This window comes from Listeria grandensis FSL F6-0971 (genome assembly GCF_000525835.1).
GTDB lineage: Bacteria > Bacillota > Bacilli > Lactobacillales > Listeriaceae > Listeria_A > Listeria_A grandensis.
The window spans coordinates 22,727-46,546 of record NZ_AODD01000001.1 but is presented as its reverse complement, the minus strand read 5'-3'; the positions used below and the strand labels follow the sequence as shown (position 1 = coordinate 46,546).

The 23,820-nt window shown below is 42.6% G+C and carries 22 protein-coding genes and 4 pseudogenes; 3 read left to right on the top strand and 23 right to left on the bottom strand.

Going from position 1 to position 23,820, the window contains the following annotated elements:
• Positions 1 to 88 precede the first annotated feature (88 nt).
• From PGRAN_RS00215 to groES, 10 genes and pseudogenes are all read right to left on the bottom strand, one after another.
• On the bottom strand, positions 89 to 631 hold the full coding sequence (locus PGRAN_RS00215) for an HD domain-containing protein (RefSeq protein WP_036064036.1): 543 nt from the start codon (positions 629 to 631) through the stop codon (positions 89 to 91).
• A gap of 93 nt (positions 632 to 724) precedes the next feature.
• Positions 725 to 1,426 (bottom strand): carbonic anhydrase family protein, encoded by a 702-nt coding sequence (locus PGRAN_RS00210; RefSeq protein ID WP_036064034.1) that lies wholly within the window; start codon positions 1,424 to 1,426, stop codon positions 725 to 727.
• 344 nt (positions 1,427 to 1,770) lie between these two features.
• Positions 1,771 to 2,985, bottom strand: coding sequence for a GNAT family N-acetyltransferase (locus PGRAN_RS00205; RefSeq protein WP_036064031.1), 1,215 nt, complete (start codon positions 2,983 to 2,985; stop codon positions 1,771 to 1,773).
• A gap of 80 nt (positions 2,986 to 3,065) precedes the next feature.
• Positions 3,066 to 4,630, bottom strand: a pseudogene (gene abc-f, locus PGRAN_RS00200) (ribosomal protection-like ABC-F family protein).
• Between the two features lie 274 nt (positions 4,631 to 4,904).
• The gene (locus PGRAN_RS00195) at positions 4,905 to 5,717 is read right to left on the bottom strand and encodes a formate/nitrite transporter family protein (protein WP_036064029.1); all 813 of its coding nucleotides are present in this window, start codon (positions 5,715 to 5,717) and stop codon (positions 4,905 to 4,907) included.
• Positions 5,718 to 5,897: 180 nt separating this feature from the next.
• Positions 5,898 to 6,404 (bottom strand): GyrI-like domain-containing protein, encoded by a 507-nt coding sequence (locus PGRAN_RS00190; protein ID WP_036064027.1) that lies wholly within the window; start codon positions 6,402 to 6,404, stop codon positions 5,898 to 5,900.
• 121 nt (positions 6,405 to 6,525) lie between these two features.
• Positions 6,526 to 7,176, bottom strand: a complete 651-nt coding sequence (locus PGRAN_RS00185; protein ID WP_036064024.1) for a uracil-DNA glycosylase — start codon at positions 7,174 to 7,176, stop codon at positions 6,526 to 6,528.
• A gap of 251 nt (positions 7,177 to 7,427) precedes the next feature.
• Positions 7,428 to 8,147, bottom strand: a complete 720-nt coding sequence (locus tag PGRAN_RS00180; RefSeq protein WP_036064022.1) for an SDR family NAD(P)-dependent oxidoreductase — start codon at positions 8,145 to 8,147, stop codon at positions 7,428 to 7,430.
• A 165-nt stretch (positions 8,148 to 8,312) separates the two neighbouring features.
• Positions 8,313 to 9,943: pseudogene (gene groL / locus PGRAN_RS00175) on the bottom strand (chaperonin GroEL).
• A 389-nt stretch (positions 9,944 to 10,332) separates the two neighbouring features.
• The gene (gene groES / locus PGRAN_RS00170) at positions 10,333 to 10,617 is read right to left on the bottom strand and encodes a co-chaperone GroES (protein ID WP_036064020.1); all 285 of its coding nucleotides are present in this window, start codon (positions 10,615 to 10,617) and stop codon (positions 10,333 to 10,335) included.
• 224 nt (positions 10,618 to 10,841) lie between these two features.
• Between groES and PGRAN_RS00165 the strand changes: the two genes are divergently transcribed.
• Together PGRAN_RS00165 and PGRAN_RS00160 are read left to right on the top strand one after the other, a co-directional pair.
• A complete protein-coding gene (locus tag PGRAN_RS00165; RefSeq protein WP_036064018.1) occupies positions 10,842 to 11,528 on the top strand; it encodes a CPBP family intramembrane glutamic endopeptidase in 687 nt (228 codons plus the stop codon).
• Complete coding sequence (locus tag PGRAN_RS00160) at positions 11,525 to 11,722, top strand: YdiK family protein (protein ID WP_036064016.1); 198 nt, start codon at positions 11,525 to 11,527, stop codon at positions 11,720 to 11,722. The genes PGRAN_RS00165 and PGRAN_RS00160 overlap by 4 nt, the downstream gene beginning before the upstream one ends.
• A gap of 12 nt (positions 11,723 to 11,734) precedes the next feature.
• Here PGRAN_RS00160 and PGRAN_RS00155 read toward each other — a convergent pair whose 3' ends face one another.
• Genes PGRAN_RS00155 through PGRAN_RS00140 form a run of 4 tightly spaced genes read right to left on the bottom strand, consistent with a single transcriptional unit; the run spans position 11,735 to position 14,304 of the window.
• Positions 11,735 to 12,799: a DNA glycosylase AlkZ-like family protein gene (locus PGRAN_RS00155; protein WP_036064014.1), complete on the bottom strand. Its 1,065-nt coding sequence runs from the start codon at positions 12,797 to 12,799 to the stop codon at positions 11,735 to 11,737.
• Between the two features lie 2 nt (positions 12,800 to 12,801).
• Positions 12,802 to 13,374: an aminoglycoside 6-adenylyltransferase gene (locus tag PGRAN_RS00150; protein ID WP_036064012.1), complete on the bottom strand. Its 573-nt coding sequence runs from the start codon at positions 13,372 to 13,374 to the stop codon at positions 12,802 to 12,804.
• Positions 13,371 to 13,610, bottom strand: a complete 240-nt coding sequence (locus tag PGRAN_RS17420) for an aminoglycoside 6-adenylyltransferase (RefSeq protein WP_077914539.1) — start codon at positions 13,608 to 13,610, stop codon at positions 13,371 to 13,373. Before PGRAN_RS17420 ends, PGRAN_RS00150 begins: the two co-directional genes overlap by 4 nt.
• Positions 13,611 to 13,662: 52 nt before the next feature.
• The gene (locus PGRAN_RS00140; protein ID WP_036064009.1) at positions 13,663 to 14,304 is read right to left on the bottom strand and encodes a redox-sensing transcriptional repressor Rex; all 642 of its coding nucleotides are present in this window, start codon (positions 14,302 to 14,304) and stop codon (positions 13,663 to 13,665) included.
• 382 nt (positions 14,305 to 14,686) lie between these two features.
• Between PGRAN_RS00140 and PGRAN_RS00135 the strand changes: the two genes are divergently transcribed.
• A complete protein-coding gene (locus PGRAN_RS00135) occupies positions 14,687 to 16,633 on the top strand; it encodes an ABC-F family ATP-binding cassette domain-containing protein (protein ID WP_036064007.1) in 1,947 nt (648 codons plus the stop codon).
• 80 nt (positions 16,634 to 16,713) lie between these two features.
• Here the strand turns inward: PGRAN_RS00135 and PGRAN_RS00130 are convergent.
• The 9 genes and pseudogenes from PGRAN_RS00130 to tsaE form a co-directional block, all read right to left on the bottom strand.
• Positions 16,714 to 17,483, bottom strand: a pseudogene (locus PGRAN_RS00130) (ABC transporter permease).
• Positions 17,476 to 18,412 (bottom strand): annotated as a pseudogene (locus PGRAN_RS00125) (ABC transporter ATP-binding protein). Before PGRAN_RS00125 ends, PGRAN_RS00130 begins: the two co-directional pseudogenes overlap by 8 nt.
• 70 nt (positions 18,413 to 18,482) lie before the next feature.
• Positions 18,483 to 18,782 carry an ArsR/SmtB family transcription factor gene (locus PGRAN_RS00120; RefSeq protein ID WP_036064005.1) on the bottom strand — a complete coding sequence of 100 codons (300 nt, stop codon included), beginning with the start codon at positions 18,780 to 18,782 and terminating at the stop codon, positions 18,483 to 18,485.
• 172 nt (positions 18,783 to 18,954) lie between these two features.
• A complete protein-coding gene (locus PGRAN_RS17660; protein ID WP_420911957.1) occupies positions 18,955 to 19,620 on the bottom strand; it encodes a KUP/HAK/KT family potassium transporter in 666 nt (221 codons plus the stop codon).
• Positions 19,566 to 20,924: a KUP/HAK/KT family potassium transporter gene (locus PGRAN_RS17655; RefSeq protein WP_420911956.1), complete on the bottom strand. Its 1,359-nt coding sequence runs from the start codon at positions 20,922 to 20,924 to the stop codon at positions 19,566 to 19,568. Before PGRAN_RS17655 ends, PGRAN_RS17660 begins: the two co-directional genes overlap by 55 nt.
• A gap of 135 nt (positions 20,925 to 21,059) precedes the next feature.
• Positions 21,060 to 22,085 (bottom strand): tRNA (adenosine(37)-N6)-threonylcarbamoyltransferase complex transferase subunit TsaD, encoded by a 1,026-nt coding sequence (tsaD, locus tag PGRAN_RS00110; protein ID WP_036064002.1) that lies wholly within the window; start codon positions 22,083 to 22,085, stop codon positions 21,060 to 21,062.
• Positions 22,082 to 22,531: a ribosomal protein S18-alanine N-acetyltransferase gene (gene rimI, locus PGRAN_RS00105; protein WP_036064000.1), complete on the bottom strand. Its 450-nt coding sequence runs from the start codon at positions 22,529 to 22,531 to the stop codon at positions 22,082 to 22,084. The genes tsaD and rimI overlap by 4 nt, the downstream gene beginning before the upstream one ends.
• Positions 22,524 to 23,219 (bottom strand): tRNA (adenosine(37)-N6)-threonylcarbamoyltransferase complex dimerization subunit type 1 TsaB, encoded by a 696-nt coding sequence (gene tsaB / locus PGRAN_RS00100; protein WP_051998359.1) that lies wholly within the window; start codon positions 23,217 to 23,219, stop codon positions 22,524 to 22,526. Before tsaB ends, rimI begins: the two co-directional genes overlap by 8 nt.
• Positions 23,219 to 23,677, bottom strand: a complete 459-nt coding sequence (gene tsaE, locus PGRAN_RS00095) for a tRNA (adenosine(37)-N6)-threonylcarbamoyltransferase complex ATPase subunit type 1 TsaE (protein WP_036063996.1) — start codon at positions 23,675 to 23,677, stop codon at positions 23,219 to 23,221. The genes tsaB and tsaE overlap by 1 nt, the downstream gene beginning before the upstream one ends.
• Positions 23,678 to 23,820 lie beyond the last annotated feature (143 nt).

The window sequence follows — 23,820 nt, the reverse complement described above, 5'->3', positions numbered from 1 at the left end:
AACACTATTGAGAAGCTTATTTTCTAACAATTATTCTTTTAGATTATATATACCTATTTTATCAGATTATTCAGTACAAAGATGCCTCTTATTTTCTAAAAATCCAACGGCACAACCGCTCATACTGTTCAAAATAAGCCGGAATTTCCGAATCCTCAAGCCCCTCATACATATTGGCAACGATGCTCTCATTATACCATTTTTGCTGTTTATACCCACGATTAAAATAGCTCCAGACCTTGTCTCCTTCCGAGCTCCATGCATACTTGATTGACTGCAAATTATCCAATTTATCAGCCACAATAATTGCTTTTTGCTCCAAAGAAGCCGTGCGTAAAAACTCGATTGTATGACTTTTCCGATCTTCCCACGATAATGTTTTATCCTCCGTATGCGATGCAACCAAGTCTGCCACATCCTCACCAAATAACGCTCGAACTTCATCCAACGTCACTGGCGTATCCTCCACGACATCATGCAAAAATCCAGCGGCTACAACTTCCTCTCGAAATCCCGCACCCCGCAACAAATTAGCCACATTCCGCGGATGCGAAAAATACGGCTCTCCTGTTATTTTGCGACGCTGCGTCTGGTGCGCCTCTTCTGCAAAATCACTGGCTCGCTGGTACATTCGAATTCTCCTTCCTACCCTAAAAAATCAGGGCTTTGAAATGAATCAAAGCCCCATATTGAGTGTAAATAACGACTTTTACAACTTCTGTCGTCACGCGCTGTGATGAATGGACCTATCACCAAGCTCTTGAAGCGGCCGATTGGTGTCCTGGATAATATCCTGGAATGCTGTAAAATCTTCGTGTGCTATGCTCGTGGCCTCTCTCAAGACAATCCAAGTCACCCCTTCAAATGTCGGCGGCGTCGTTAATGATCCTTGATATTTAAAATATGCCCGTTTCTCAGGTAAAAATCCTGAAACATCCAATGAAATTTCCATTTCGATGCCAAAATCCTCAAATACTTGCGGAAAAATCGTCGCTAGCTCACCAAAATCGCTACCCGATAACTCCTGATCCATCCAAACTGCTAATACAAGGCGTTCGCCCTCTTCATTCATATGAACCAAGTGCCACTCGATCGCAAAGTACTGCTCGTTTAATGTATGCTCACTTGGGATATGCCCATGAAAAGCGATCAAATTATAGTGCTTTCCATTAAAAATCAAACCTTGCTCTTTATTCTGTGGAAAAAGATGTACCGAATTCTCCACGCGCCGTACTGTATATTTTGTCTGTTTATAATTCAGTTCTAGTGGCAAAGCCTCGTGTACTTCCATCACTTTCTCCATGTGGATATCAACCGGTGACTGGTTCTTCCCTGTATTTGCGATCTCATATTCCTCACAAATATGTCCCCAATAATGTGGTCCCTTGTCCCCTTTATAAGACCATTTCACAAGTGGCTCTGTCATGCATCATTCCTCTTTTCATAAAAAATTGCGCGCTGTTTCGTAATTCATACTATGCGAATATTTCGTGAATAGTTTTTCAAGTTATTTTTTTGTGTTCTTTTTATTATACTTAAAATCTGTAAAAATACCAGTATCTTTTCTCGAAAAAATAAAAATACCCACAAAATTGCAGGTATCTCATGTCTTAACTTATTTTAAACAACCTATCTGCCAACTCCTCGAGTGTTGTCATTTGCTCCAGGTTCAGTAACTTTGGTAAACGGATTCCAACTGTTCACGAAATGCTTCCAGGGACTCAAAAACTGGTTTTTCTACTGTTTCCTTCATTATTCGCTCAACCTCGCTTAGAAGTAATCCGAAAAATAGGGTGTCTCATTCGGAATCATTTTTTCCAGTTGCTTTATGACGCTATTACTCGCCGACAATCGCCCGTTTTTAAGCAAGTATTTCGGCCGTTTGTAGCCGAAAAACATCGTTGTCAACGTCTGGATATCAATCGCAACGGCCTCACCTTGCGCCTCTTTCGATAGTTCTAGCTCGCCACCCTCGTTCCAGCGAAAGGCAAAGACGCCCTGATTCCATTCTAGCAACGCATCCGTCACCACAAAATGAAAATCACATTTTTTCTCAGCAAACGGATATTTCTTAAAAAAGCCCTCTACATCAACGATCCGCGCCATATAATATGGATGAATCGTCTCTGTAATATCGCTATCTTCCATTAAAAATGCGATCGGTTCATTGGTATACATTTTACCTTTAACATGCGTAACCATTGAAAAATGTGCGCTGATGAAGTTCCACAACCCATGCCTTGCTTCCTGCGTTAAATAAACCATTTCTTTCATATGAAAAATATCGTCCGCAATCCAATAGTACATGAAACCTTGTGGCTCGTTCGCCTCGTCATAATAAACCGCTGCAATCATTTCTTCTCGTTCCCAGCGCCAGTATTCTTCCCAGGCAAGCGAATCCCGAATCATCGCTACATGTTGATTTTTCGCAAAGCGATCGTAGGTTTTCAGCACATCTTCATGCTCGATATCGAGGCGCTCCACCATTCCGCGAACTGGGACGTTCTCTGGTAATTGCGTATCTTTAATCGAAAACGTCATCACGTCCGATATAATCTCCCAGCCTTTGCGGCGATAATAAGGGACCGAATAGGGATATAAATAAGAAATCGTCTGCTCCCGGTCGCGCATTTCCTTCAAACTTTGTCGCATGAGTCGATGCATGAGGCCAAAGTTCGCATACTCAGGATACGTCCCAACGCCAGTCACGCCACCCATTTTATAGATCTCGCCAAAGATGTTGACATTCATCGGATACACAGCCATTTGTGAAATCAGCTTATCTCCATCGAACCAACCGATAACATCTGCTTTCCGCAAAACTGGACGCTTTGCTTGTTCGATCTCATCTTCCGCCCAGCCGACTTCATGCAACTCCTGGTTTGTCACTTGAAACACGTAACGCAACAACTCATTAAACTGCGACAAGTGCTCCATTTCTAATTTTTTCATCTCTAAACGATCTTGGACATTTTGCTGCCCCATATTTTCTACCTCTCTCCTAAAGCCTTTTTCACGCTCTACGCTTCTATTGTACATGGAAATCATCCCATTCTGCAATCCCTTTACTTGCGTTTGGCAACAATTTCTTGATAGCGTTGTTCAAGCTCAGCTTTTTCAGAAGCCGTTAGTCGTGGTTCCATTAATTTCGCGGCAATAGCCGACATTTCCATCTCGATCAGCAGATTGTCCTCTTCTCCTCTTGAAATCGAGGCCTTCTTGCTATTTTCCCAATCCGCATAACTTCCCTCAAAAAGTGTGATCTCCTCGTTTTCCAATGCTAAAATATGCGTCGCAACCCGCCTTACAAATGTCCGATCATGCGATACAAATAAAACCGTTCCTGAATAACCAGCAATCAGCTCCTCCAGTGCCTTCATCGCGTTAATATCCAGATAATTCGTCGGCTCATCTAAAATCAAAACGTTCGCATCACTAAGCAAAATCATCGCTAATGCCAACTTCACGCGTTCCCCACCAGACAAAACCGTCGTACTTTTCGGTAAATCATCTGGAACAAACTGCAAACTGCCGAGACAATCACGGTTCATTTGATCATCATGAATGCTCACCTCTTTGATGTTCTCCCATAATGTTTTTGTCAAATCGACCTGCTTTAACTGCTGATCAAAATAACCAATTTTAACCTTATCTCCGCGTGTGATTGCCTCATTCGCATGCATAATTTGTCGTAAAAAGGTGGTTTTCCCGCTCGCATTTTTGCCAATCAATGCTATTTTCCCACCGCTCTTCAAGCTAAATGTCACATCAGAAAACAGCGTTCTTTTTCCGACTTGTGCGCTTAATTTATTAGCACGAATCACCGTGTTGCCTTGCTTCATTTGACTTGACTCTGGCAGTGTAATCTTGATCGCCTTTTGCTGATATGGCTTGTCGACCTTATCCAAGCGATCGATCCGTTGCTCAATCGCTTTCACCGCCTTGTGTTGCTTCTTCTCCTGAACACCTTTTCCTGGTTTCGCGCTTCGTATTTCCTTCGCGGTAAATCGCTTATTAGGCGTTCTAAGCCATGTGCCGTTTTCTCATGATGGCTTTTCGCATCCTCTAGTTGTCGTTTCTTCGTTTGATAGCATTCATATCCAGCTTCAGCGCTTTCTCGTTCATGCACTTTTTGGGTCTCGTAAGCACTGTAATTCCCCGGATATGCCGTAATTTGAGCCTGATCCAATTCCCAAATCGTCGTACATATCGCATCCAAAAACATCCGATCATGAGAGATGACGAACAGCGTCCCGGCATATCGCTTCCACTGACGTTCCAAATGTTTGACGCTATCCACATCCAAATTAGACGTTGGTTCATCCGCAAAAAGTAAGTTCGGTTGCTCCGCTAAAATACGTTGCACCGCCTTCCTTGTTTTTTCACCACCAGAAAGTTTCGCATCCTCTGGCAAAATTTGTGGCAAGTAACCCGCTGTACCATTTCGCGTAACAAATCCTTGGTCTGGTGTCGTAACTCCAGCCATGATCTCGAGCAACGTCGTCTTACCTAATCCGTTGCGCCCAACAATTCCAATCCGCTCTCCACGATTCACCGTCACATGTGGAATTTCAAATAAAACGCGATCCGCTATCTCTTTTTTTATATCATTAATTTCTATGGCAAACATAAAAAAACCTCCTATTCATTCTAGAAATAGGAAGTCAAAACCAGAATTGTAAGCATCAACAAACAAGCCTGTTTTTATTCGCTCTGCGTCATTTTGAACACAGCAATCCCATTCTAGAAAATTTCGTTCGTCAAAAAACCAGACATCCGTCCGCTTTATCTAACGTCCATATCGAATTCTCTTAAAAAATAGGATTACATTTTCATCGGCTCAAAAGACACCCCTTTGCATTTGTTGGCTCCATCATAACGCATTTCTTAAAAAAGGTCAACCCTCATTCTTCCACTGATAATTTCGCCTCGTATTCCTTTTCTTTCGGCGCTTTTTTCTTATAAGCTAAGTAATAAAAGAGAGAAACAAATACTGCGCCCCCAACGACGTTTCCTAAATACACTGGAATCACGTTGGCGATAAAGTCTGCCCATGAGTAACTTCCCGCAAAAATAGCTGCTGGAATGATAAACATATTGGCAACAACGTGCTGGAAACCGATCGCAACAAACGCCATAACCGGAAACCAAATCCCGAGAATTTTTCCAGTGAAATCTTTTGCTGCGTAACATAGCCAAACCGCAATGCTAACAAACCAGTTACAGCCAATTCCCGAGACAAAAGCAACCCAGAATGGATCTTTTATTTTAGCACCGGCCGTGGCAATCGTTTTCGCCAAAAAATCGCCTTCCGTCAAGCCTACAAAATGCCCGAAGAAAAAGGCAATCGCGATCGCTCCCACAAAATTCATAATCGTGACAATAGCCCAGTTTCGGATCAGTTGCGCAACTGAAATTTTCCGATTAAACCATGCCAATGCAACGACCATCATGTTCCCTGTAATCAGCTCACCGCCACCAAGTAAAATACAAACAAGCCCAACAGGAAACAAGCTAGCTCCGATAAATGTCGCAAAACTTCCCCACTCATGCGGCATCGTTCCAACAGCGCGAATATAGAGCAAATACCCCAAGGAAATAAAAGCCCCACCTAGAAATCCTAAAATCACAAGCGTTAATGTGGAAGACTCTGCCTTTGCTATCCCCTTCTTAATTGTCTCATCTACCGTTTCTTGTGGAGTATAATATGCGCCCACAAAAATCCCCTCTTTCGTCCTAGTTTGTCTATCTCATCTATCTTCTAACTTGCCATAACACAAAATGCTCAATACATCACAAAAAGTTCCATATAGATCATTTTTTGCAACAACAAGGTGTTTCTCACAAAAAACCAAATAAACAACTTCGTTCACAAGCTGCTTACTTGGTTTCTATGGTCATTCTAAATGTTTTACTACAGGAATCATAATATGGAATCCTTGTTCCGTTCGTGGTGCGTCAATTTTATCGTATACCTCAATTTTGAAAGGTAATTCATCGAAAACAGGATACTCTACCGTAATATATGGTCGATAGTCGCGTGCTTTAATACGCTCGGCGACTTCTTTATAAGTCTCATTGATGTCCGTACCGGCAATATGATCGCACACAAAATACGTATGAGCAGGAACTTCAATCCACTCCATATCTGCTGGGACGTTCTCAGGTTTCCAGTTCGCTTTCACCGCAGAATAATACGAAAAGCCATCCTCTAAATTATGCACAGATAAACCGAGCAATGCGTTGTCTTGCTTCAAGCTTTCCTGTTCCTTCGCCCAAGTCTGCATTTTCTTGATTGTTTTATGGACTTCTCCGTGAAACGCTTCCTCAAAAGTGCCTTGCCAAACAAAAGCAACAGCAGTAAATCCTTCATGTTCTTCAAACCGTGCAGCTGATAAAGCCATTTTAATCAACTCCTTCATGGGATTTCGTTGCTTCCTTCTAACCATGTAAATCATACCACAAATCGTAAAAATAATCTCACAATAAGTATGAATAAAATGACAATTTGTAAAAAAAATGATTTTACCAGACAATTGGCGTTTTTTCAGCTACCTCGAGATATTCATTGATTTGACTATACGGCTTACTACCAAAGAAGCCATTGTAGGCCGATAACGGACTCGGATGCACAGCTGTAATCACTTGATGTTGCGGATTCGTAATCAAAGCTTGTTTTTTCTTTGCGTCCCCACCCCAAAGTACAAAAATGACCTGCTCCTCTTTCTCATTCAGCAAACGAATAATCGCATCTGTAAACAGTTCCCAGCCTTTTTTGCGGTGAGATGCCGCTTTTCCTGCCTGTGCCGTTAATACCGTATTCAGCATCAGAACCCCTTGTTTCGCCCAGTCCGTCAAATTAATATCGGTCCGCGTCACACCCAAATCTGCTTCGAGTTCCTTAAACATATTGCGAACAGACGGTGGAAACTTCGCCTCACTCGATGCCACCGAAAAACTAAGGCCATGCGCTTGATTCGGGCCATGATACGGATCTTGTCCTAAAATAACAACCGACGTATCCGCATAACTCGTCAGATCCAATGCCTTATAAATTGATTCACGCGGCGGATAAATCGTCGTCGTCGCGTATTCCCCCTCAATAAAGCGTTGCAACTCCTTGAAATATGCCTTCTCTTGCTCTTCTTTCAAAAGTTCCTGCCAATCGCTTTGCATCTAAGCACTCCTCTTTTCTATGAATTACTGGTAAGGACTGATGATAAACCACTCCTTTTCTTTTTAGTATAACTTTTTTCTTCAAGGGAAGCCAGACTTTCAATAAAATGACAGAAAACCTAGAGAGAAGAAAATAATAAAGTAGAAATTCCATTAAAAAATCTGGTAAGATATCATATCTCACCAGAAGTTCTAAAGCATTAATTCGCATGTAGATAGCGCTAAAGGCAACCAAACGCCCAAATAAATGTTTAAAATAATCCGTTATTATAATCCGCTACTTTACCATTGAAATTAATGATTTCGCTATTGTGATTTTTCCCATCAAAAATAATGTCGGCGATTAATTTTCCTGCCTCAGGAGCCGTCTTCATGAAATCAGCTTTCATGTTATCATTCAAATCTGTTGTTGTTCCGCCTGGCATAATGGCAAAAATCTCAAGCGGTTTTTCTGCCTTTGAGAAATTCTGGGCAAGGCTTTGTGTCATCGCATTCAGCGCCGCCTTACTCATTTTATAGGCGAATGGGTTAAAGAAATCTGACATCCCAATTGGTATCGAGATATTTAGGATTCGTCCACTATTTTCTTCAAGTATCGGTAACAATTGTTGTGTAAGTTCAAATGTGCCAAAAACATTCGTTTCCATGACTTCTCTTAGCTCATCTAAAGTGAAATCGTAGCCGGGTTTTCCCATGTCACCTGGAATCGCCGCATTATTGATTAACATCGTAAGGTCTGGATGTTGTGATTTAATCGTATCTGCTGCTGTCAAAATCGTTTCATGGCGCTGCAAATCAATGTTTACGTAAATCGCATCAATGCCCTCAGTTTTAAGCTCATTCGCAGCTGTAAGTCCACGGCTCTCGTCACGTGCCCCTAACAAAACAGTCCACCCGTTGTTTCCCATCTGATGCGCGATTTGCTTGCCAATCCCCTTATTTGCCCCGGTAATAAACACTTTTTTTGTCATAGCTTAAGTCTCCTCCTATTCGTTATATCGCTTCCACTATAAACCATAAGTAAAATGTTGGCAAATTTAAACCTTACTATAAAAAAATCCCGAACCAGCAAGGTGAATATGCCAATTCGGAATTTTTGTATCGTTTCTTATATCCTTAACAAGTCGAAACTTGTCTTACATCATGCCGCCCATACCGCCCATTCCCATATCAGGAACGCCGCCACCAGCATTTTCGTCTGGATGGTCTGCAACGACTGCTTCTGTTGTAAGAAGGAGTGCTGCGACAGATGATGCATTTTGTAATGCGGAACGGGTTACTTTAGTTGGATCGACAATGCCGGCCTCGATCATGTTTACCCATTCGCCGTTTGCTGCGTTAAAGCCTACGCCGATTTTTTCGTTTTTCAAGCGTTCTACGATAACGGAGCCTTCTAAGCCTGCATTATGCGCGATTTGGCGGACTGGTTCTTCTAATGAGCGAAGAACGATTTTCACGCCTGTTGCTTCGTCTCCTGTTGCTTCGATGGCTGCCACTTTGTTGTACACGTTGACAAGGGCTGTACCACCACCGGATACGATTCCTTCTTCAACGGCTGCACGTGTGGAGTTCAGCGCGTCTTCAATGCGTAATTTGCGCTCTTGCAATTCGGTTTCTGTTGCTGCGCCGACTTTAACGACCGCAACGCCACCTGCTAATTTCGCAAGACGTTCTTGTAGTTTCTCTTTGTCAAACTCGGATGTTGTTTCTTCCATTTGTGCACGTAATTGATTCACACGAGTCGAGATTTGCGCGCTGATTCCGGAACCTTCTACGATCGTTGTTGCTTCTTTTGTGACCATAACTTTGGCCGCGTTACCGAGTTGCTCCATGGTTGTTGATTTCAGCTCTAGGCCTAGCTCTTCCGTGATTACCTGGCCGCCAGTTAGGACACTGATATCTTCTAGCATCGCTTTACGACGATCACCGAACCCTGGTGCTTTGACTGCGACAACATTAAATGTACCGCGTAATTTATTTAAAACGAGCGTTTGTTGCGCTTCGCCTTCTACGTCTTCTGCGATAATGAGCAGTGGGCGGTTTTGCTGAACCACTTGCTCTAAAATTGGCAGGATTTCTTGCGTATTGTTGATTTTTTTGTCGGTGATTTAAAATATATGGATTTTCTAGAACGGCTTCCATTTTGTCTGGATCTGTAACCATGTAAGGGCTTGAGTAGCCACGGTCGAATTGCATACCTTCTACTACGTCCAGCTCTGTTGCGAAACCTTTAGATTCTTCAATCGTGATAACACCATCGTTACCAACGCGTTCCATTGCTTCTGCGATTAGTTGACCAACTTCTTCGTCGCCTGATGAGATGGCAGCAACTTGGGCGATCGACTCTTTACCTTCAATTGGTTTAGAAATCGCTTTTAGTTCTGTAATCGCTGTGGCTACGGCGCGCTCGATTCCACGACGAATCCCAACTGGGTTAGCGCCAGCTGTAACGTTTTTTTAAACCTTCTTGAATCATTGCTTGCGCTAGAACTGTCGCTGTTGTTGTTCCGTCACCGGCAACGTCATTTGTTTTACTCGCAACTTCAGATACTAATTTAGCACCCATATTTTCAAAACGATCTTCTAGTTCGATTTCTTTTGCGATTGTTACGCCATCATTTGTGATAAGCGGCGAACCAAATTTCTTTTCCAGTACGACGTTACGTCCTTTAGGTCCTAAAGTTACTTTTACAGCGTTTGCTAATTGATCGACACCACGAAGCATTGCGCGGCGTGCGTCTTCACTAAATTTAATATCTTTTGCCATAATTTTATAGCCTCCTATATATTTGTTGTGGCTCTTACGAAGCGTCCTTTGCTGAGTTAGAGCCTCAATATGCATGAGAACGCAGTGAGCATGTAATCCACCAGTGGCCTGCTTACGCCTATTCTCAGCTTAGCTTCCTTATCCCAGTCCAGCCTCCATCGGCTAACCTCTCGAAAACTTCACGCCCTTCACAAAAATCAAGTTCAGGTTTTCATTGCGGCCGCCCCAGTTTTTTTCGGAGCTGAACGAGCCGATTCTGCTTCCTTATCCCAGTCCAGCCTCAAGAGCCAACCTCTCGAAATTTTCGGTGCCTCCGCAAAAACCAAGTTCCGATTTTCACTGCGCCCCCTAACAAATTTTTTCGAGGATAACGAGCTCTTTCTGCTTCCTTATTTCACTACTGCAAGTATGTCCGATTCGCGTACAATCAAGTAATCTTTTCCGTCATATGTTACTTCTGTACCTGAGTATTTGGAGAAAATAATGTGATCTTGTTCTGCAACTTCTAGTGGCGCGATGTCGCCGTTATCTAGCACGCGGCCGCTTCCGACTGCTACGACTTTACCTTCTTGTGGCTTTTCTTGCGCCGAATCTGGTAGTACGATACCACTTGCCGTTTTCTCTTCTGCTTCCAAAACTTCGATAATAACGCGATCTCCTAATGGTTTTAACAATTAAAACAACCTCCTCAAGTCTATGTTTATGATTTTTAGCACTCTTAACATCAGAGTGCTAACCCACTTCTTATATTATAAAAAATGTAGCTAAAATGCAAGTATTTGCACCTAATTTTTTTCTCCTTTGCGTGCCCTTTGTTGATTGTTGCGCGGATAATTAGTACAATGGAAAAGTATTTAATGAAAGTAGTGTTACCTATAATGGAAAGGTCGTGTTAGTTTTGAATAGACGTTATTGGTATGTACTACTTACATACTTTGCCGCGTATTTTTCGTCTTTAATTGGTGCTCCAATTGTGATGGGAATCCTGCGCGCGACGACAGAATTATCGGATAAACAAGTATTGACATACGCCTCTGTCTACTGGAGCGTATTTAGTAATCTAGTGGCGGTTATTATTATTTGGTCGCTACTTCGGAAGCAGCCACGGACAACTAAAATCGAAAAAGGGGAACCGACGTCGATCGGAAAAAGTACCGCTTATGCCATACTAGGCTTTATCGCCCTATTGTTTGGTCAGTCAATCTGTGTATTTGTCATGAGCCAGTTTGGTATTACTGGTGAATCCCCGAACACGGAAATGCTTGGAGAACTCGCTCGGGCTGTCCCGCTCATGATTGTGTTTACGTCGATCTTAGCGCCTATTTTAGAGGAGATTGTTTTCCGTAAAATTATTTTCGGTGGACTTGCTTCCCGTATGAATATTCATGTTGCTGCTGTGATTAGTTCGGTCTTCTTTGGTTTAATGCACATGGACCTGTCCTTTTTACTCGTGTACGTCGTAATCGCGCTGATTCTGTGCTATATTTATACGAAAACAAAACGAATTGCTGTACCAATTGCAGCGCATATGTTGATGAATGGTATCGCGATGCTTGGTCAGTTCTTAATCGGAGGCGGATCATGAAAAACCCATTAGCAATGCAAGGCCTTATTTATTTAGTGCTCACTATTGTTTTTACCTACTTTGCGATAAGTCAGGTGAACATGAGCGGTTGGACATTTATGACATTTTTGATGATTGCGATGGCGACCGTGAATTTAGTGACTGGGATAAAATTTGTTCTAGTTGGCTTGACGAAAAAAAAAAGAGTAGGATAATTCCTGCTCTTTTTATATGCCTACATATTTAATTTCTGCTGGGATCGGTTCGATTCGTGATGCGAAACGCTCAAGCTCCTGCTTTATTTCCGCTTGAAAACTTGCTTCTTCAAAATACGAAACGGTAAACTGTAAGATGTCTTTTTTCCATTCATATTTCCAAAGCCCCACTGCCCGGTTTCCAGCTATGATAATCGCTGAGCAGTGACCATTGACCGTCCAAGCGGATTTTCGCTGTGCGTCTGTCATAATCCATGTCGGATCTTTATAAGCGATGATCGACTGGTCAAACTTCCCTGTTAAAAATACTCGAGTTGCTTCTGTCGGAACTTTCTCGCCTTCTAGAGCAACGTAGGATTCACCCTCTATTTCAAAAGTATCTAGCTCATCTGCTAAACAAAGTGTCGCCGCTTTGATTTCACCAGCGTTCAAACCACTCCAATGCCTGAAATCCTTCCATGTTGCTGGACCGTAACCACTCAAATAACGGCGGATTAAATGCTTCATCGCTTCCTGATTACGCACTGGATCGGATTCCCATTCTTCATAATTTCCCAACCTCATTCTATGACTATAATTTCTAATCCCATCGCTTGACGGCAATAAGTATAAACTTCCCTGTATCGCAGCCTGTGCAATAATTCCTGAGGTGACTTGTGAGGAATAATCCCCAATTATAGCTTCTAATTCTTTGCGACTGATGATTTCCTGCCGCCTTCCAAGCCCGTCCATCTCCGCTAAAATCGCCTCTAAATCAGCGCCTTCTTTTTGGCAAAGTCGGTGGACAATATTCGTTCTCGTGCCAAAAACACGATAGACCATTTCCCAGTCCTCTGCTAGAAATGTATGTAGCGTCAGTCGGTTTGCCCAGATTTTTATCACGCTTTTCTCTTCAAAAAATCGGCCCGCCTCTTCCCATGTCATAGCCACATGCTGTAACAAGTTCACAAGTGCTGGCTGATGATTTTGCGACTGCAAGGCGATAGTTTGGTGCATGAAGCGGCTCGGGTCATCAAATTTTTCTACCATTCCGAGCTTATGAAGCCTGATTTGTGTTATTTCGTTTTGTGTAAACATGCTTATCCCTCCTGAATTCCGCGAAGTAAATTTTTCATTCTTTCTATTTTAACTTGAGGAAGGGCAAAATGGTACTGTAAGGCGATAAAATTCGATATCTCCTCAAATAAAGCGATCTCTTCCCACATCGCCTGCCAATTGGAAGCTAATGAGTAATCTGCAAAAATGGCTGCTAAACGTGTTGTGTCTGTCCAATTTTCGATTTTCCGACCTGAAAAAGATAGCTTCTGTCCCTTCAAACGTGCGCTTTCTTCCAGTAAAGGTAGCAAGTAATTCTCTCTAATACCAGCTTGGATTCCTTGCACAAACCAAATTTCTCCTCGTTTTAAGAACTTCGCAACGTAGTGTAATTCGAACCAAAATTCATTGATGATCCGGTCAAATTCGGCTTTTTCCATCCTTGCTCCGTTTTTTTCAGATATGCATTGTTTGATTTGTCCCGCCTGTGAATCTTTATCCAGCAAGATTTCGAGTTTTTCATAGTAAGGAAACGCTTTTTCAAGCAGTGAAACCGGCCAAAAGGAGAAATCTACTTTCACGCCGTTCCCAAAAATAACGAGCTGCGTGTTTATCATCCTGCTGGCGTTTCCATCTGTAGTCGGTTTTCGATCAGCACATCGCCGATGTCGGCAAGCCAAGGGATTGTTTTTCCAAATGAAATTTCGCCTTCATACCAAACGTTGATATCTACATCTGATAATTCGTCAATGCCTTGTTGTTTCGCAAGTGATCCTTCCAGCACCAATGCTCGAACCTGCGCCTGTTCTTCGCCCCACGCTACAATCCTTTCCAACAGCTTATTTCGCATCATAACGCCTCTCCAATCAAAAAAGCCAAACGCAATTGTCTGGCCAAGGTTTTCATTATTTATTTGGATAGTTTTCCAAGAAGTAAATCAGTGTTTGTAATTCAGTTGTCAAATCGATGTGATGCACGCGCACATGTTTTGGTACACTGATACGTGCTGGAGTAAAGTTTAAGATTCCTTTCACATCAGCTTCTAGCAAACGGTCGACCGTTGTTTGCGCCTCATCAGACGGTACTGTCAATATCACGACTTCGACTTTGTTTTCTTTTAGCAAATCTTGCATGTCATTTAAGTGATAAATTGGAATATCCTGCTGTACTGTTCCAACTTTATTCGCATCGACATCAAATGCCGCGACAATTTTTATATTATTATTTTTCATGAAATTGTAGTGTAATAGTGCAGTCCCTAAGTTACCGACCCCGATAATAGCTACATTGGTTTGCTTGTCTTGACTCAGTGTTTTACTAAAGAAATCCAAAATATAGGACACATTGTAACCGTAACCTTTCTTACCAAGCGCTCCAAAATAGGAGAAATCACGGCGAATCGTTGCTGAGTCCACTTTCACGGCCTCGCTTAATTCTGCGGATGATACTCGCTCCTTACCTGATTCGTGTAGATACTTTAAATAACGGTGGTACAGCGGCAAACGCTTTGCTGTGGCTTGTGGAATCTTGCCCGTTTCCTCGATCATGTTTGTTTCCCTTCTTCCTTTTGATTTTAAGTGGATAAAAAAGCAACTGGTGCTCCTTCTTCCTTGTGCTACTAAACATGCATTTACAACAAAAACGATTGCGCTAATTCTATCGTTGTTCATTTCACATGCTTGCTTATTCACTATAAACATTTCACATAAATTTCACAATGTTTTTGCTCAAAAAGTTTGTTACTATTTTGTTACAAATCTTCTTATCTTCTATTATACAGCAAAATATACCAAATTGCTAACATTTTCACAATATAAAGTTTGTGAATTTTATTATCGTAAGCGTTTCCTTTCTCAGACCATTGCTTCTACGCTTGCTTTGCGATAAACTAGGAGGATATAGATATTTAAAGTTGAAGGGGTAAACAATATGATACTTTTACAAGTACAACAGATTGTCAAGAATTTTGGCGCTGAAACGATATTAGAAAATATAAAATTAGAAGTACAAACGAATGACCGCATTGCGCTTGTGGGACGAAATGGTGCTGGGAAATCAACACTTTTGAAGATTATTGCTGGGCAGATTAGCTACGATGGTGGGACGATTTCCAAGCCTAAACATGTTCAAATTGGCTATTTAGCGCAGAACACAGGTCTTGAATCGACGAAAACAATATGGGCGGAGATGTTAACTGTTTTTACCGGCTTGCAAGCGATGGAACAGGAATTACGTGGGCTAGAAGAACGGCTTGGTGATCCCGCAATTTACGAGAACAAAGACCAATATGAGCAGACGTTGCAAGAATATGATCAGCTACAACACACGTTTAAGGAACAAGGCGGTTACCAATACGAAGCCGACATCCGCTCTGTTTTGCATGGATTGCGTTTCTTCGAGGCGGATTATGAGAAATTGATTGAATCACTAAGTGGTGGTCAGAAAACGCGGCTCGCATTGGCGAAATTACTTTTGGCGCGCCACGATATTTTAATTCTCGATGAGCCGACCAACCATTTGGATATTGCAACGCTTTCGTGGCTAGAGACCTATTTGCAAAATTACAAAGGCGCCTTATTGATTGTATCGCATGACCGCTATTTTCTTGATAAAGTGGTAAATCAGGTGTATGAAATTAGCCGTACGCAGATTGATCGCTATGTCGGCAATTACTCCCGTTACCTCATTCAAAAACAGGCGAAGTTGGAACAACAGTGGAAAGAATTCGATAAACAACAAGATAAAATCGCAAAATTAGAAGATTTTGTAGCGCGAAATATCGTGCGTGCGTCGACAACTAAACGGGCACAAAGCAGGCGGAAACAGCTAGAAAAATTGGATCGTTTGGATCGACCGCAAGGCAGTGAAAAAACGGCACATTTTGGTTTTCAATTTGAGCGTGCTAGCGGTAAAGATGTCCTTTTTGTAGAGGATTTAGCAATTGGATATGCTGTCGATAAGCGGGTCTCTGAGAAGTTGACGTTCGACATGAAGCGTCATGAGAGTATCGCGCTTGTTGGGCCGAACGGGATTGGGAAATCGACTTTACTGAAAACGTTAATTGGCGACATTCCTGCTCTTTCTGGCGACTTCCGTTTCGGTACAAATGTTCAGATTGGTTATTATGATCAGGAGCAGGCGAAACTAAATTCGAATAAGTCCATTTTGCACGAGCTGTGGGATGATTATCCAGAATTAGATGAGCAGACCATTCGTACGACGCTTGGTAATTTCTTATTCTCAGATGATGATGTTTTGAAAGTCGTTAATACGCTGAGCGGTGGCGAAAAGGCGCGTGTAGCGTTGGCTAAGCTGACCTTGATCGGCGCGAATCTACTGATTTTGGATGAACCGACGAACCATTTGGACATCGAGAGTAAGGAAGTTTTGGAGGCCGCCTTAATTGATTTTGAAGGGACGATTTTGTTCGTATCGCATGATCGGTATTTTATTAATCGGATTGCTTCTAAAATCGTGGAGATGTATCCCAATCACGCCCAGATTTATCTTGGGGATTACGATTATTATCAAGATAAATTAGCGGAACAAAAAGAACATGCTAGGCTTGATGCGGAACGAAAACAGCAAGAGAGCCCAGATGAAAAATCGCTAGCAACGAATAAACAGGCCTATCATTTGGATAAGGAACAGCAAAAAGTGATGCGTCAGAAGAAGCGAAAACTCGAGGAAATCGAAGCGAAAATGGAAGAATCAGAGCTGAAGATTGGCGAAATAGAGCAAGAATTATTGGATCCCACAGTATATCAAGATCATGAGGCGGCTTACACTAGAACAGAGCAACTGGGTTTGTTGAAGCAACTGAGCGAAGATTTAATGGAAGAATGGGCACAACTTAGTGAGGAATTAGAAGAATAATCGACGAGAATCATTCGTGTGCAACAAAAAATACGTACCCAGAATCTGAAACAGATTTTTGATACGTATTTTTTGCCTTATTAACTTCTTAAACCGCGTCCTTTTTCAATCAGATACCAGCATAGGGCATATAGTACTACAATGAAAAGAACAAGGATTGCCACAGACCACATAACAGAGATGTCTGTTGTTCCAAGAAAACCATATCGGAATCCTGAAACCATATAAACAATAGGATTCACTTTTGAAACAGCTTGCCAAAATGGTGGTAACATCGAAATCGCATAAAAGACGCCGCCAAGATATGTTAATGGTTGCAAAACAAAGGTCGGTATTATCGATACATCATCAAAAGATTGAGCGAAAATACCATTCAATAAACCTGCTAACGAAAATAAAATAGCTGTCATGAAAAGAGTAATAATAACAAGCAACCATGAATGAACATGAAGTGGTACAAAAAATAGCGAAACCATCGTGACAAGTCCACCAACTAGAATACTCCTACCTAGCCCACCGAGGACAAAGCCCCAAATAATAACATGTGTCGGTACTGGAGCAATCAGTAATTCTTCAATATTTTTCTGAAACTTCTGCGAGAAAAAGGAAGAGGAGACATTGGAATAAGAACTGGTGATGACAGACATCATAATAAGTCCAGGTACGATAAATTCCATGTAGGAGAACCCCCTACTTGCCCGATTCGTCCCCCAATCAGGTTCCCAAAGATGACGAAGTATAGCGATGTGGTAATCACCGGTGGTACTAAGGTTTGTATCCAAATACGCATATAGCGGTTTGTTTCTTTTGCGGCCAAACTTTTTAAGGCTGTGAAATACAGATTAAACATTTTTCCCCTCCACTTGATGTGTGTCTTCTGTGATTTTCAGAAATAGCTCTTCCAATCTATTAGATTTGTTGCGCATGGAAAGCACTTTTATTCCTTGATCGGTAAGCTGCTCAAATACCTCATTGATCCCCTGGTTGCGCTCGACTTCAACAGCTAGTGTTAGGTCATCTTCCATAACACTCGTATAACCTGTAATCTCAGGTGCTTTATCGAAAGGCGCTAAATCAAAAATAAAGGTTTCAAACTGCAGCTTCCCTAAAAGAGTTTTCATACTGGTATTTTCAATTAACTCGCCTGACTGGATGATTCCGATATTACGACAGAGCATTTCTGCTTCTTCTAGATAATGCGTAGTCAAAATAATGGTTGTGCCACCTTGATTGAGTTCTCTTAGATAAGTCCACATCTCGCGTCTTAGCTCGATGTCCACTCCTGCGGTTGGTTCATCTAAAATAAGTAGACGCGGTTCATGCATCAGTGCGCGTGCAATCATGAGTCGGCGTTTCATCCCGCCAGAAAGCATTCGTGCGCGCACATCACGTTTTTCCCACAGACCTGATTGTTTTAAATATTTTTCACTGCGTTTTAGTGCCTCTTTACGAGAAACGCCGTAATAGCCAGCTTGATTGACGACAATTTGTTGGACTGTTTCAAATGGGTTAAAGTTGAACTCTTGCGGTACCAAACCAATTTGCTGTTTTGCACGGACCAAATCTGTATCAAGATCGTAGTCAAAAACCTTCACTTTCCCTGATGTTTTATTAACCAGTGATGTGATAATTCCAATTGTCGTTGATTTTCCGGCACCATTTGGACCTAACAGTGCATAGAAATCTCCCTCTTCTACCGTTAGATTGATGCCACGCAATGCTTCCACACCCGTCGCATATATTTTTTTTTAAGTCTGTTATTTCCAGTGCATATGTCATTTAATAATTATCTCCTTACTCAAGGTATGATTCTGTAATTTATCATTTTTTTCTATTCTCGTTTTTCCCTTCATGACTTTGGTAAGCATCCTCCTACACGCTTGGAAAGTAGTTGCACCATGGAGCTCATAAAGTCTCTTACAAAGTCCTCTCTCAAAGTATAGTAGTGCCATTGACTTTGTTTTGTCACCGAAATAATTCCCGCCTTTTCCAATGCTTTCATATGATGAGAAAGCGTCGGTTGCGTAAAATGAAAATGCGCCAATACATCGCAGCCACACAAACTACCATACGAAAGAAGATCAATGATTTTCATTCTATTAGGATCTGCCATCGCTTTTAGCACCAATGAAGTTCTTTCATAGTTCATTTCTATTCCTCCTGTATATACATGGTTACCTATGTTGAATATAGATTAACATAAATGTAATGTCAAGTAGGACTATTATTGAAAAAGCCGTTATGCTTCACAACTACTTACAACAAGAACTAGTAGGCAAAACCATTGTGAGGTTTTACCTACTAATATTAATATGCTTCGACTATTCTCTTTCACGTATCTTGATCATTTTTTTATTCGATAAGTAAAGCGGGACATTTTCAATTTGGACGTCGCTGTATTCTAAACCAAACCAGTTTTCTGGTGATGTTGTGAAGCGCTTGATGAATAGTTTGCTCCTCATGATCGTCCGCTGCCAATTCGTTAGATCGGCCTCTGTGCTCAGCTCATCTTGGATAATGACAAAGCAGAAATCACCGAGGGATCTGCCAGGTTTTGCAGTATATTGGCGTTTTTGCTGGGCGAGTTTGCCCTTACTAATCAAATCTTTTGCAATTTGGTGTAAGAAGACGTTGATGTCTTGTTCGACGCGGAAACCGAGTTTTAATTGGACGCGAACAACATGATCGGTATCAAAATCTTGGACGGTGTAGTAAGCGGCGTATGGAGCATCTACGACTTGGACATTCACGAACCAGTAGACATCCGCCCGCTTTGGTCGCTTATCAAGGATCGAAGCAACCACTTCATGCTCGACACGCGCCGGATTGCGACTGCTCGTTAGATATACTAGATTATGTGCAAATTTCGGGTAGGATAGGTCGCCTTTTAATTTGGTAAATGTCGGAATGTATTTTTTTAATGGCGCGCTTTTCACCAGTTTGGCTTTGATTTGGTAGCCGGTAAACCAGATGTACATGAGCGCCATGATTGCGACGGCCATGATGACAGCGACGAAGCTCCGTGCATGAATTTCGCAGCGCTTGAGACGAAGAAAGCGAATTCTAAAACGCCAAATGTCAGTAAAATCCCTGTTGTCATGAGAACAGAACGCCCTTTCATGCGTAGGAATTGGAAAAGTAGAATGGTTGTCATCAGCATCGTCACTGTGATCGATAGTCCGTACGCGGCTTCCATGTGACTCGAGTCTTGGAAATAAAGCACAACACCGATACAGGCAATCCACAGAACCGTCGTGACTGTTGGGATATAGACTTGTCCTTTCGTTTCGGACGGATAGCGAATACCAAGTCGTGGCAATAAGTTAAGCGCAATAGCTTCGGAAACGAGCGTAAATGCACCTGATATAAGAGACTGCGAGGCAATAATCGCCGCGAGTGTTGCAATTAATACGCCGTACAAAATGAACTGCTCTGGCATACTTTGAAAAAATGGATTCACGAATGGGTCGTCAACGTTTTTCAAAGATAAGATCCAAGCGCCTTGTCCAAAGTAGTTGAGCAAGAGGCATATTTTGACGAATGGCCACGTGATGTAGATATTTTTGCGTCCGACGTGTCCTAAATCCGAATAGAGCGCTTCAGCCCCAGTGGTGGCCAGGAAAACGCTACCGAGGATGAGGAACCCAGCCTTATTTTGATCGCTAAAAAGGAGCTCCACTGCGTAATACGGCGAAAAAGCTCGGAAAATCGAGGGTTCGCCAAGTATATTAATAATGCCAAGGATTCCTAGAATCGAGAACCAAAGGAACATCGTAGGGCCAAAGATGCGACCAATAAACATCGTTCCGTAGCGCTGAATAAAGAAAATACCGCTAAGAATGATGATAACAATGGTAATGATTAGCGTCGTATTTCCAGTGAATAGGGCCTCAAAAGCAGGAATTTCTTCTAGTCCTTCAATCGCCGAGGTAACGGTAACCGCGGGGGTCAAGACGCCATCAGCAAGTAGCGCCGCACCACCAATCATCGCAGGAATCACCAGCCATTTTCCGCGTTTTCGTACTAAGGCATAGAGTGAAAATATGCCACCTTCGCCGTGATTATCGGCACGCAATGCAATGATTACATATTTGATTGTCGTCAATAGAGTAAGCGTCCAGAAAATAAGTGATAAAGATCCGATGATGTAGTCTTCGGATACGTGGTTTAAGCCGCCATTGCTCGCGACGATGGATTTCATCACGTAAAGTGGTGACGTCCCAATATCCCCGTAAACGATGCCGAGAGTCCCAATCGCCAGGCCAATCCTTATTTTATCCTTCTTTTCCATAATATGTATCTCCCTTCAAAACAGGATTCAGCGTTGAACGTATTATACCACCATTTCTTCCAAAAAACGAATATAAAAACAGCGTGGCGACAAGGTCTTACTTTCGTCACCACACTGCGGTTTGTCGTATCTTTTTTAATACGTATCTTCAAAAAGTAGGCCTGGATTTGCGTTCATCATCAAGTCACTTCGGCTTCCTTTTTCGTACATGATCGTTCCAGCGGCTGCTATCATCGCTGCGTTATCGCCACATAGGGACAGCGGCGGGATAATAAGTCTGATGTCTGGAAGCTCCGTAGCTACTTCTTGTATCAAACGCGCGCGAAGTCCTTGATTAGCCGCGACGCCGCCTGCTAATAAGAGTTGTTTCACGCCAAATTCTTTAGCAGCACGAATCGTTTTGGCAACAAGCACGTCCACCACACTCGCCTGAAAACTTGCTGCAAGGTCTGCCTCATTTAGCGGCTGCTCTTTTTGACGCAAATTATGAACGGTGTTGATAAAAGAGGATTTAAGTCCACTAAAACTAAAATCATAACTCGCATCGTCCATCATCGCACGCGGAAAATGGAAACTATCTTCACCAGTCGCTGCCAACTTGTCAATTTGGACACCGCCTGGATAGGTTAGCCCTAAGGTTCGCGCTACTTTATCATAGGCTTCTCCTGCTGCGTCATCTCGCGTTTCACCGATGATTTCAAACTTGCCGTGTTCGCGCATGATGACGAGCTCCGTATGACCGCCACTTACGACGAGCGACAAGAGCGGAAATTGCATTTCTCTGTCAAAACGGTTTGCATAGATGTGTCCTGCGATATGATGCACACCGATGAGCGGCTTATTATGAATAAACGCTAATGTTTTGGCTGCATTGACGCCGATTAGGAGTGCGCCAACAAGTCCTGGGCCTTCCGTTACGGCAATCGCGTCTATTTGCTTCATCGTGACGCCGGCCTGTGTTAATGCTTCTTCCAATACGATCGTGATTTGCTCGACGTGATGACGTGATGCAATTTCTGGTACAACACCACCGAAACGTTTATGACTTTCGATTTGTGACGCCACCACATTGGATAACATTTCGGTTCCTCCGCGCACAACAGACACTGCTGTTTCATCACAGCTTGATTCAATTCCAAGTATTAAAGTTTCTTTTTTCATTCTAATTCCACCCACATAACCAGCGCATCTTCTCCATTATCCGGATAGTATTTTTTCCGAATCGCGCCATCTTTAAATCCAAATTTTTTATACAAATTCTGTGCTCTCGTGTTCGTCACCCGAACTTCAAGCGTCAAGCATACCATCTGTTTCGCTTTCGCTATCTGCACTAATTCTTGCAAAATTGCCTCACCGTATCCGCGCCCTTGCTGATCTGGATAAATGGCAACGTTCGTAATATGCCCCTCGTCGATAATCATCCAAATCCCTGCGTAACCGATGACTTTCCCAGCTTTTTCGGCAACGATGTAGTACGCGTAATCATTCATATGAAATTCATTGCGAAACGCGTCCTCACTCCAAGGAGATGTAAAAACGGCTCGTTCAATTCGTAGCAAATGCTTGATATCTGCGGCACTTGCCTCTCTAAATGTGAGCTCACACATCTTGATTCGCCTCAAGCCACTTGCTTTCTGCCTCCGCGAGTTTCAAATATGTCGGCACAAATGTATGTGCTGGAACACCCGTGTCCAAATGCGCCAGTTCTCCGAGGAAAGCCGGGCGCGGATAGCAGAGTGCTTCTCCTGCCAAAACAGCTCTTTCACCAAGCGCCATCTTGATTTCTGTTTTGAAATTCGCGATGGAATCTCCGATGAATAATACATCCTGTGCGTCTTTTTCCGCCAAGTTCATTAGTAGTTCCGCAAAGCTAAGATGTACATCTGCCTGTTTCACTATTACCGTCTCGCCGTTCGCTTCATAAATCCCAGCGTAGACATTCCCGCGACGCGCATCCATCACTGGCACCACAAGTCCATCAAAAAAACGGCCATTTTGCGCCATCAAAGCCAAACTAGAAACGCCTACCAGCGGAATTTTCAAATCCCAAGCCATTGTTTTTGCTACTGTCACACCGATTCGCAAACCCGTATACGAACCCGGACCTTGCGCCACTGCAATTTTATCCAAGTCTTGCGGCGCCAAATCGCACGCCTCCATCAAATCAGCAATCGCTGGCAGTAAACGGATGCTGTGATTTTTTTTCAAATTAGTCACGATTTCGCCGATTACCGACTGATCACGCCATAAACTAACGCCTAACGTATCATTAGACGTATCCATACCTAATATAATCATCCTTTTAAAACCTCCGAACAAAGTGTCTCATATCGCGCTCCAACAGGCTCCATCACGATTTCGCGTTCATGCTCTGATCGATGTTGCAACGTGATCCGTAAAAATGACTCCGGCAAATCTTCGGTGATAAAATGTGCCCATTCAACGACCGATACGCCACTTCCTTGGAAATATTCATCCAAACCAAGATCATCCTGAGCATCCTCTAACCTGTATACATCCATATGGTAAAGCGGTAACCGCCCTTTCGTATACTCCCGAACAATCGTGAACGTCGGGCTCTTCACCATTTGCGGGATCTCCAAACCTTCCGCGAGTCCCTTCGTAAACGTGGTTTTGCCAGCGCCAAGATCCCCTTCTAAAAGAATCACATCACCGGCTTGCAAACGTTCACCGATCTGCTTAGCGATTTCACGTGTCTTAGCCTCATTATTCGTTTCTATTTTATAAGTCATAGCGTCACCTTTTTTATCATTTTCTGTACATATCATACCATAAATGCCGTTCGATGGTTAGTAGGAGTTTTTCAAGTAGCTTTTGAATTGTGTCTAAAAAGACATAATAATTTGTCCAAAACGTAAAGTATTGCAATTTTTTT

Excerpts from the sequence above, each read along its gene's own strand:
- PGRAN_RS00150 (WP_036064012.1), bottom strand. The coding sequence starts at position 13,374 with ATGATAAACACGCAGCTCGTTATTTTTGGGAACGGCGTGAAAGTAGAT.
- rimI (WP_036064000.1), bottom strand. The coding sequence starts at position 22,531 with ATGTGTGAGCTCACATTTAGAGAGGCAAGTGCCGCAGATATCAAGCAT.
- PGRAN_RS00190 (WP_036064027.1), bottom strand. The coding sequence starts at position 6,404 with ATGGCTTTATCAGCTGCACGGTTTGAAGAACATGAAGGATTTACTGCT.
- PGRAN_RS00120 (WP_036064005.1), bottom strand. The coding sequence starts at position 18,782 with ATGAACTATGAAAGAACTTCATTGGTGCTAAAAGCGATGGCAGATCCT.
- PGRAN_RS00185 (WP_036064024.1), bottom strand. The coding sequence starts at position 7,176 with ATGCAAAGCGATTGGCAGGAACTTTTGAAAGAAGAGCAAGAGAAGGCA.
- tsaE (WP_036063996.1), bottom strand. The coding sequence starts at position 23,677 with ATGACTTATAAAATAGAAACGAATAATGAGGCTAAGACACGTGAAATC.
- tsaD (WP_036064002.1), bottom strand. The coding sequence starts at position 22,085 with ATGAAAAAAGAAACTTTAATACTTGGAATTGAATCAAGCTGTGATGAA.
- PGRAN_RS00210 (WP_036064034.1), bottom strand. The coding sequence starts at position 1,426 with ATGACAGAGCCACTTGTGAAATGGTCTTATAAAGGGGACAAGGGACCA.
- PGRAN_RS17660 (WP_420911957.1), bottom strand. The coding sequence starts at position 19,620 with ATGGCGCTCATGTACATCTGGTTTACCGGCTACCAAATCAAAGCCAAA.
- PGRAN_RS00140 (WP_036064009.1), bottom strand. The coding sequence starts at position 14,304 with ATGATCGAGGAAACGGGCAAGATTCCACAAGCCACAGCAAAGCGTTTG.
- PGRAN_RS17655 (WP_420911956.1), bottom strand. The coding sequence starts at position 20,924 with ATGGAAAAGAAGGATAAAATAAGGATTGGCCTGGCGATTGGGACTCTC.
- PGRAN_RS00155 (WP_036064014.1), bottom strand. The coding sequence starts at position 12,799 with ATGTTTACACAAAACGAAATAACACAAATCAGGCTTCATAAGCTCGGA.
- PGRAN_RS00205 (WP_036064031.1), bottom strand. The coding sequence starts at position 2,985 with ATGGGGCAGCAAAATGTCCAAGATCGTTTAGAGATGAAAAAATTAGAA.
- PGRAN_RS00135 (WP_036064007.1), top strand. The coding sequence starts at position 14,687 with ATGATACTTTTACAAGTACAACAGATTGTCAAGAATTTTGGCGCTGAA.
- PGRAN_RS00180 (WP_036064022.1), bottom strand. The coding sequence starts at position 8,147 with ATGACAAAAAAAGTGTTTATTACCGGGGCAAATAAGGGGATTGGCAAG.
- PGRAN_RS17420 (WP_077914539.1), bottom strand. The coding sequence starts at position 13,610 with ATGATGCGAAATAAGCTGTTGGAAAGGATTGTAGCGTGGGGCGAAGAA.
- PGRAN_RS00160 (WP_036064016.1), top strand. The coding sequence starts at position 11,525 with ATGAAAAACCCATTAGCAATGCAAGGCCTTATTTATTTAGTGCTCACT.
- PGRAN_RS00215 (WP_036064036.1), bottom strand. The coding sequence starts at position 631 with ATGTACCAGCGAGCCAGTGATTTTGCAGAAGAGGCGCACCAGACGCAG.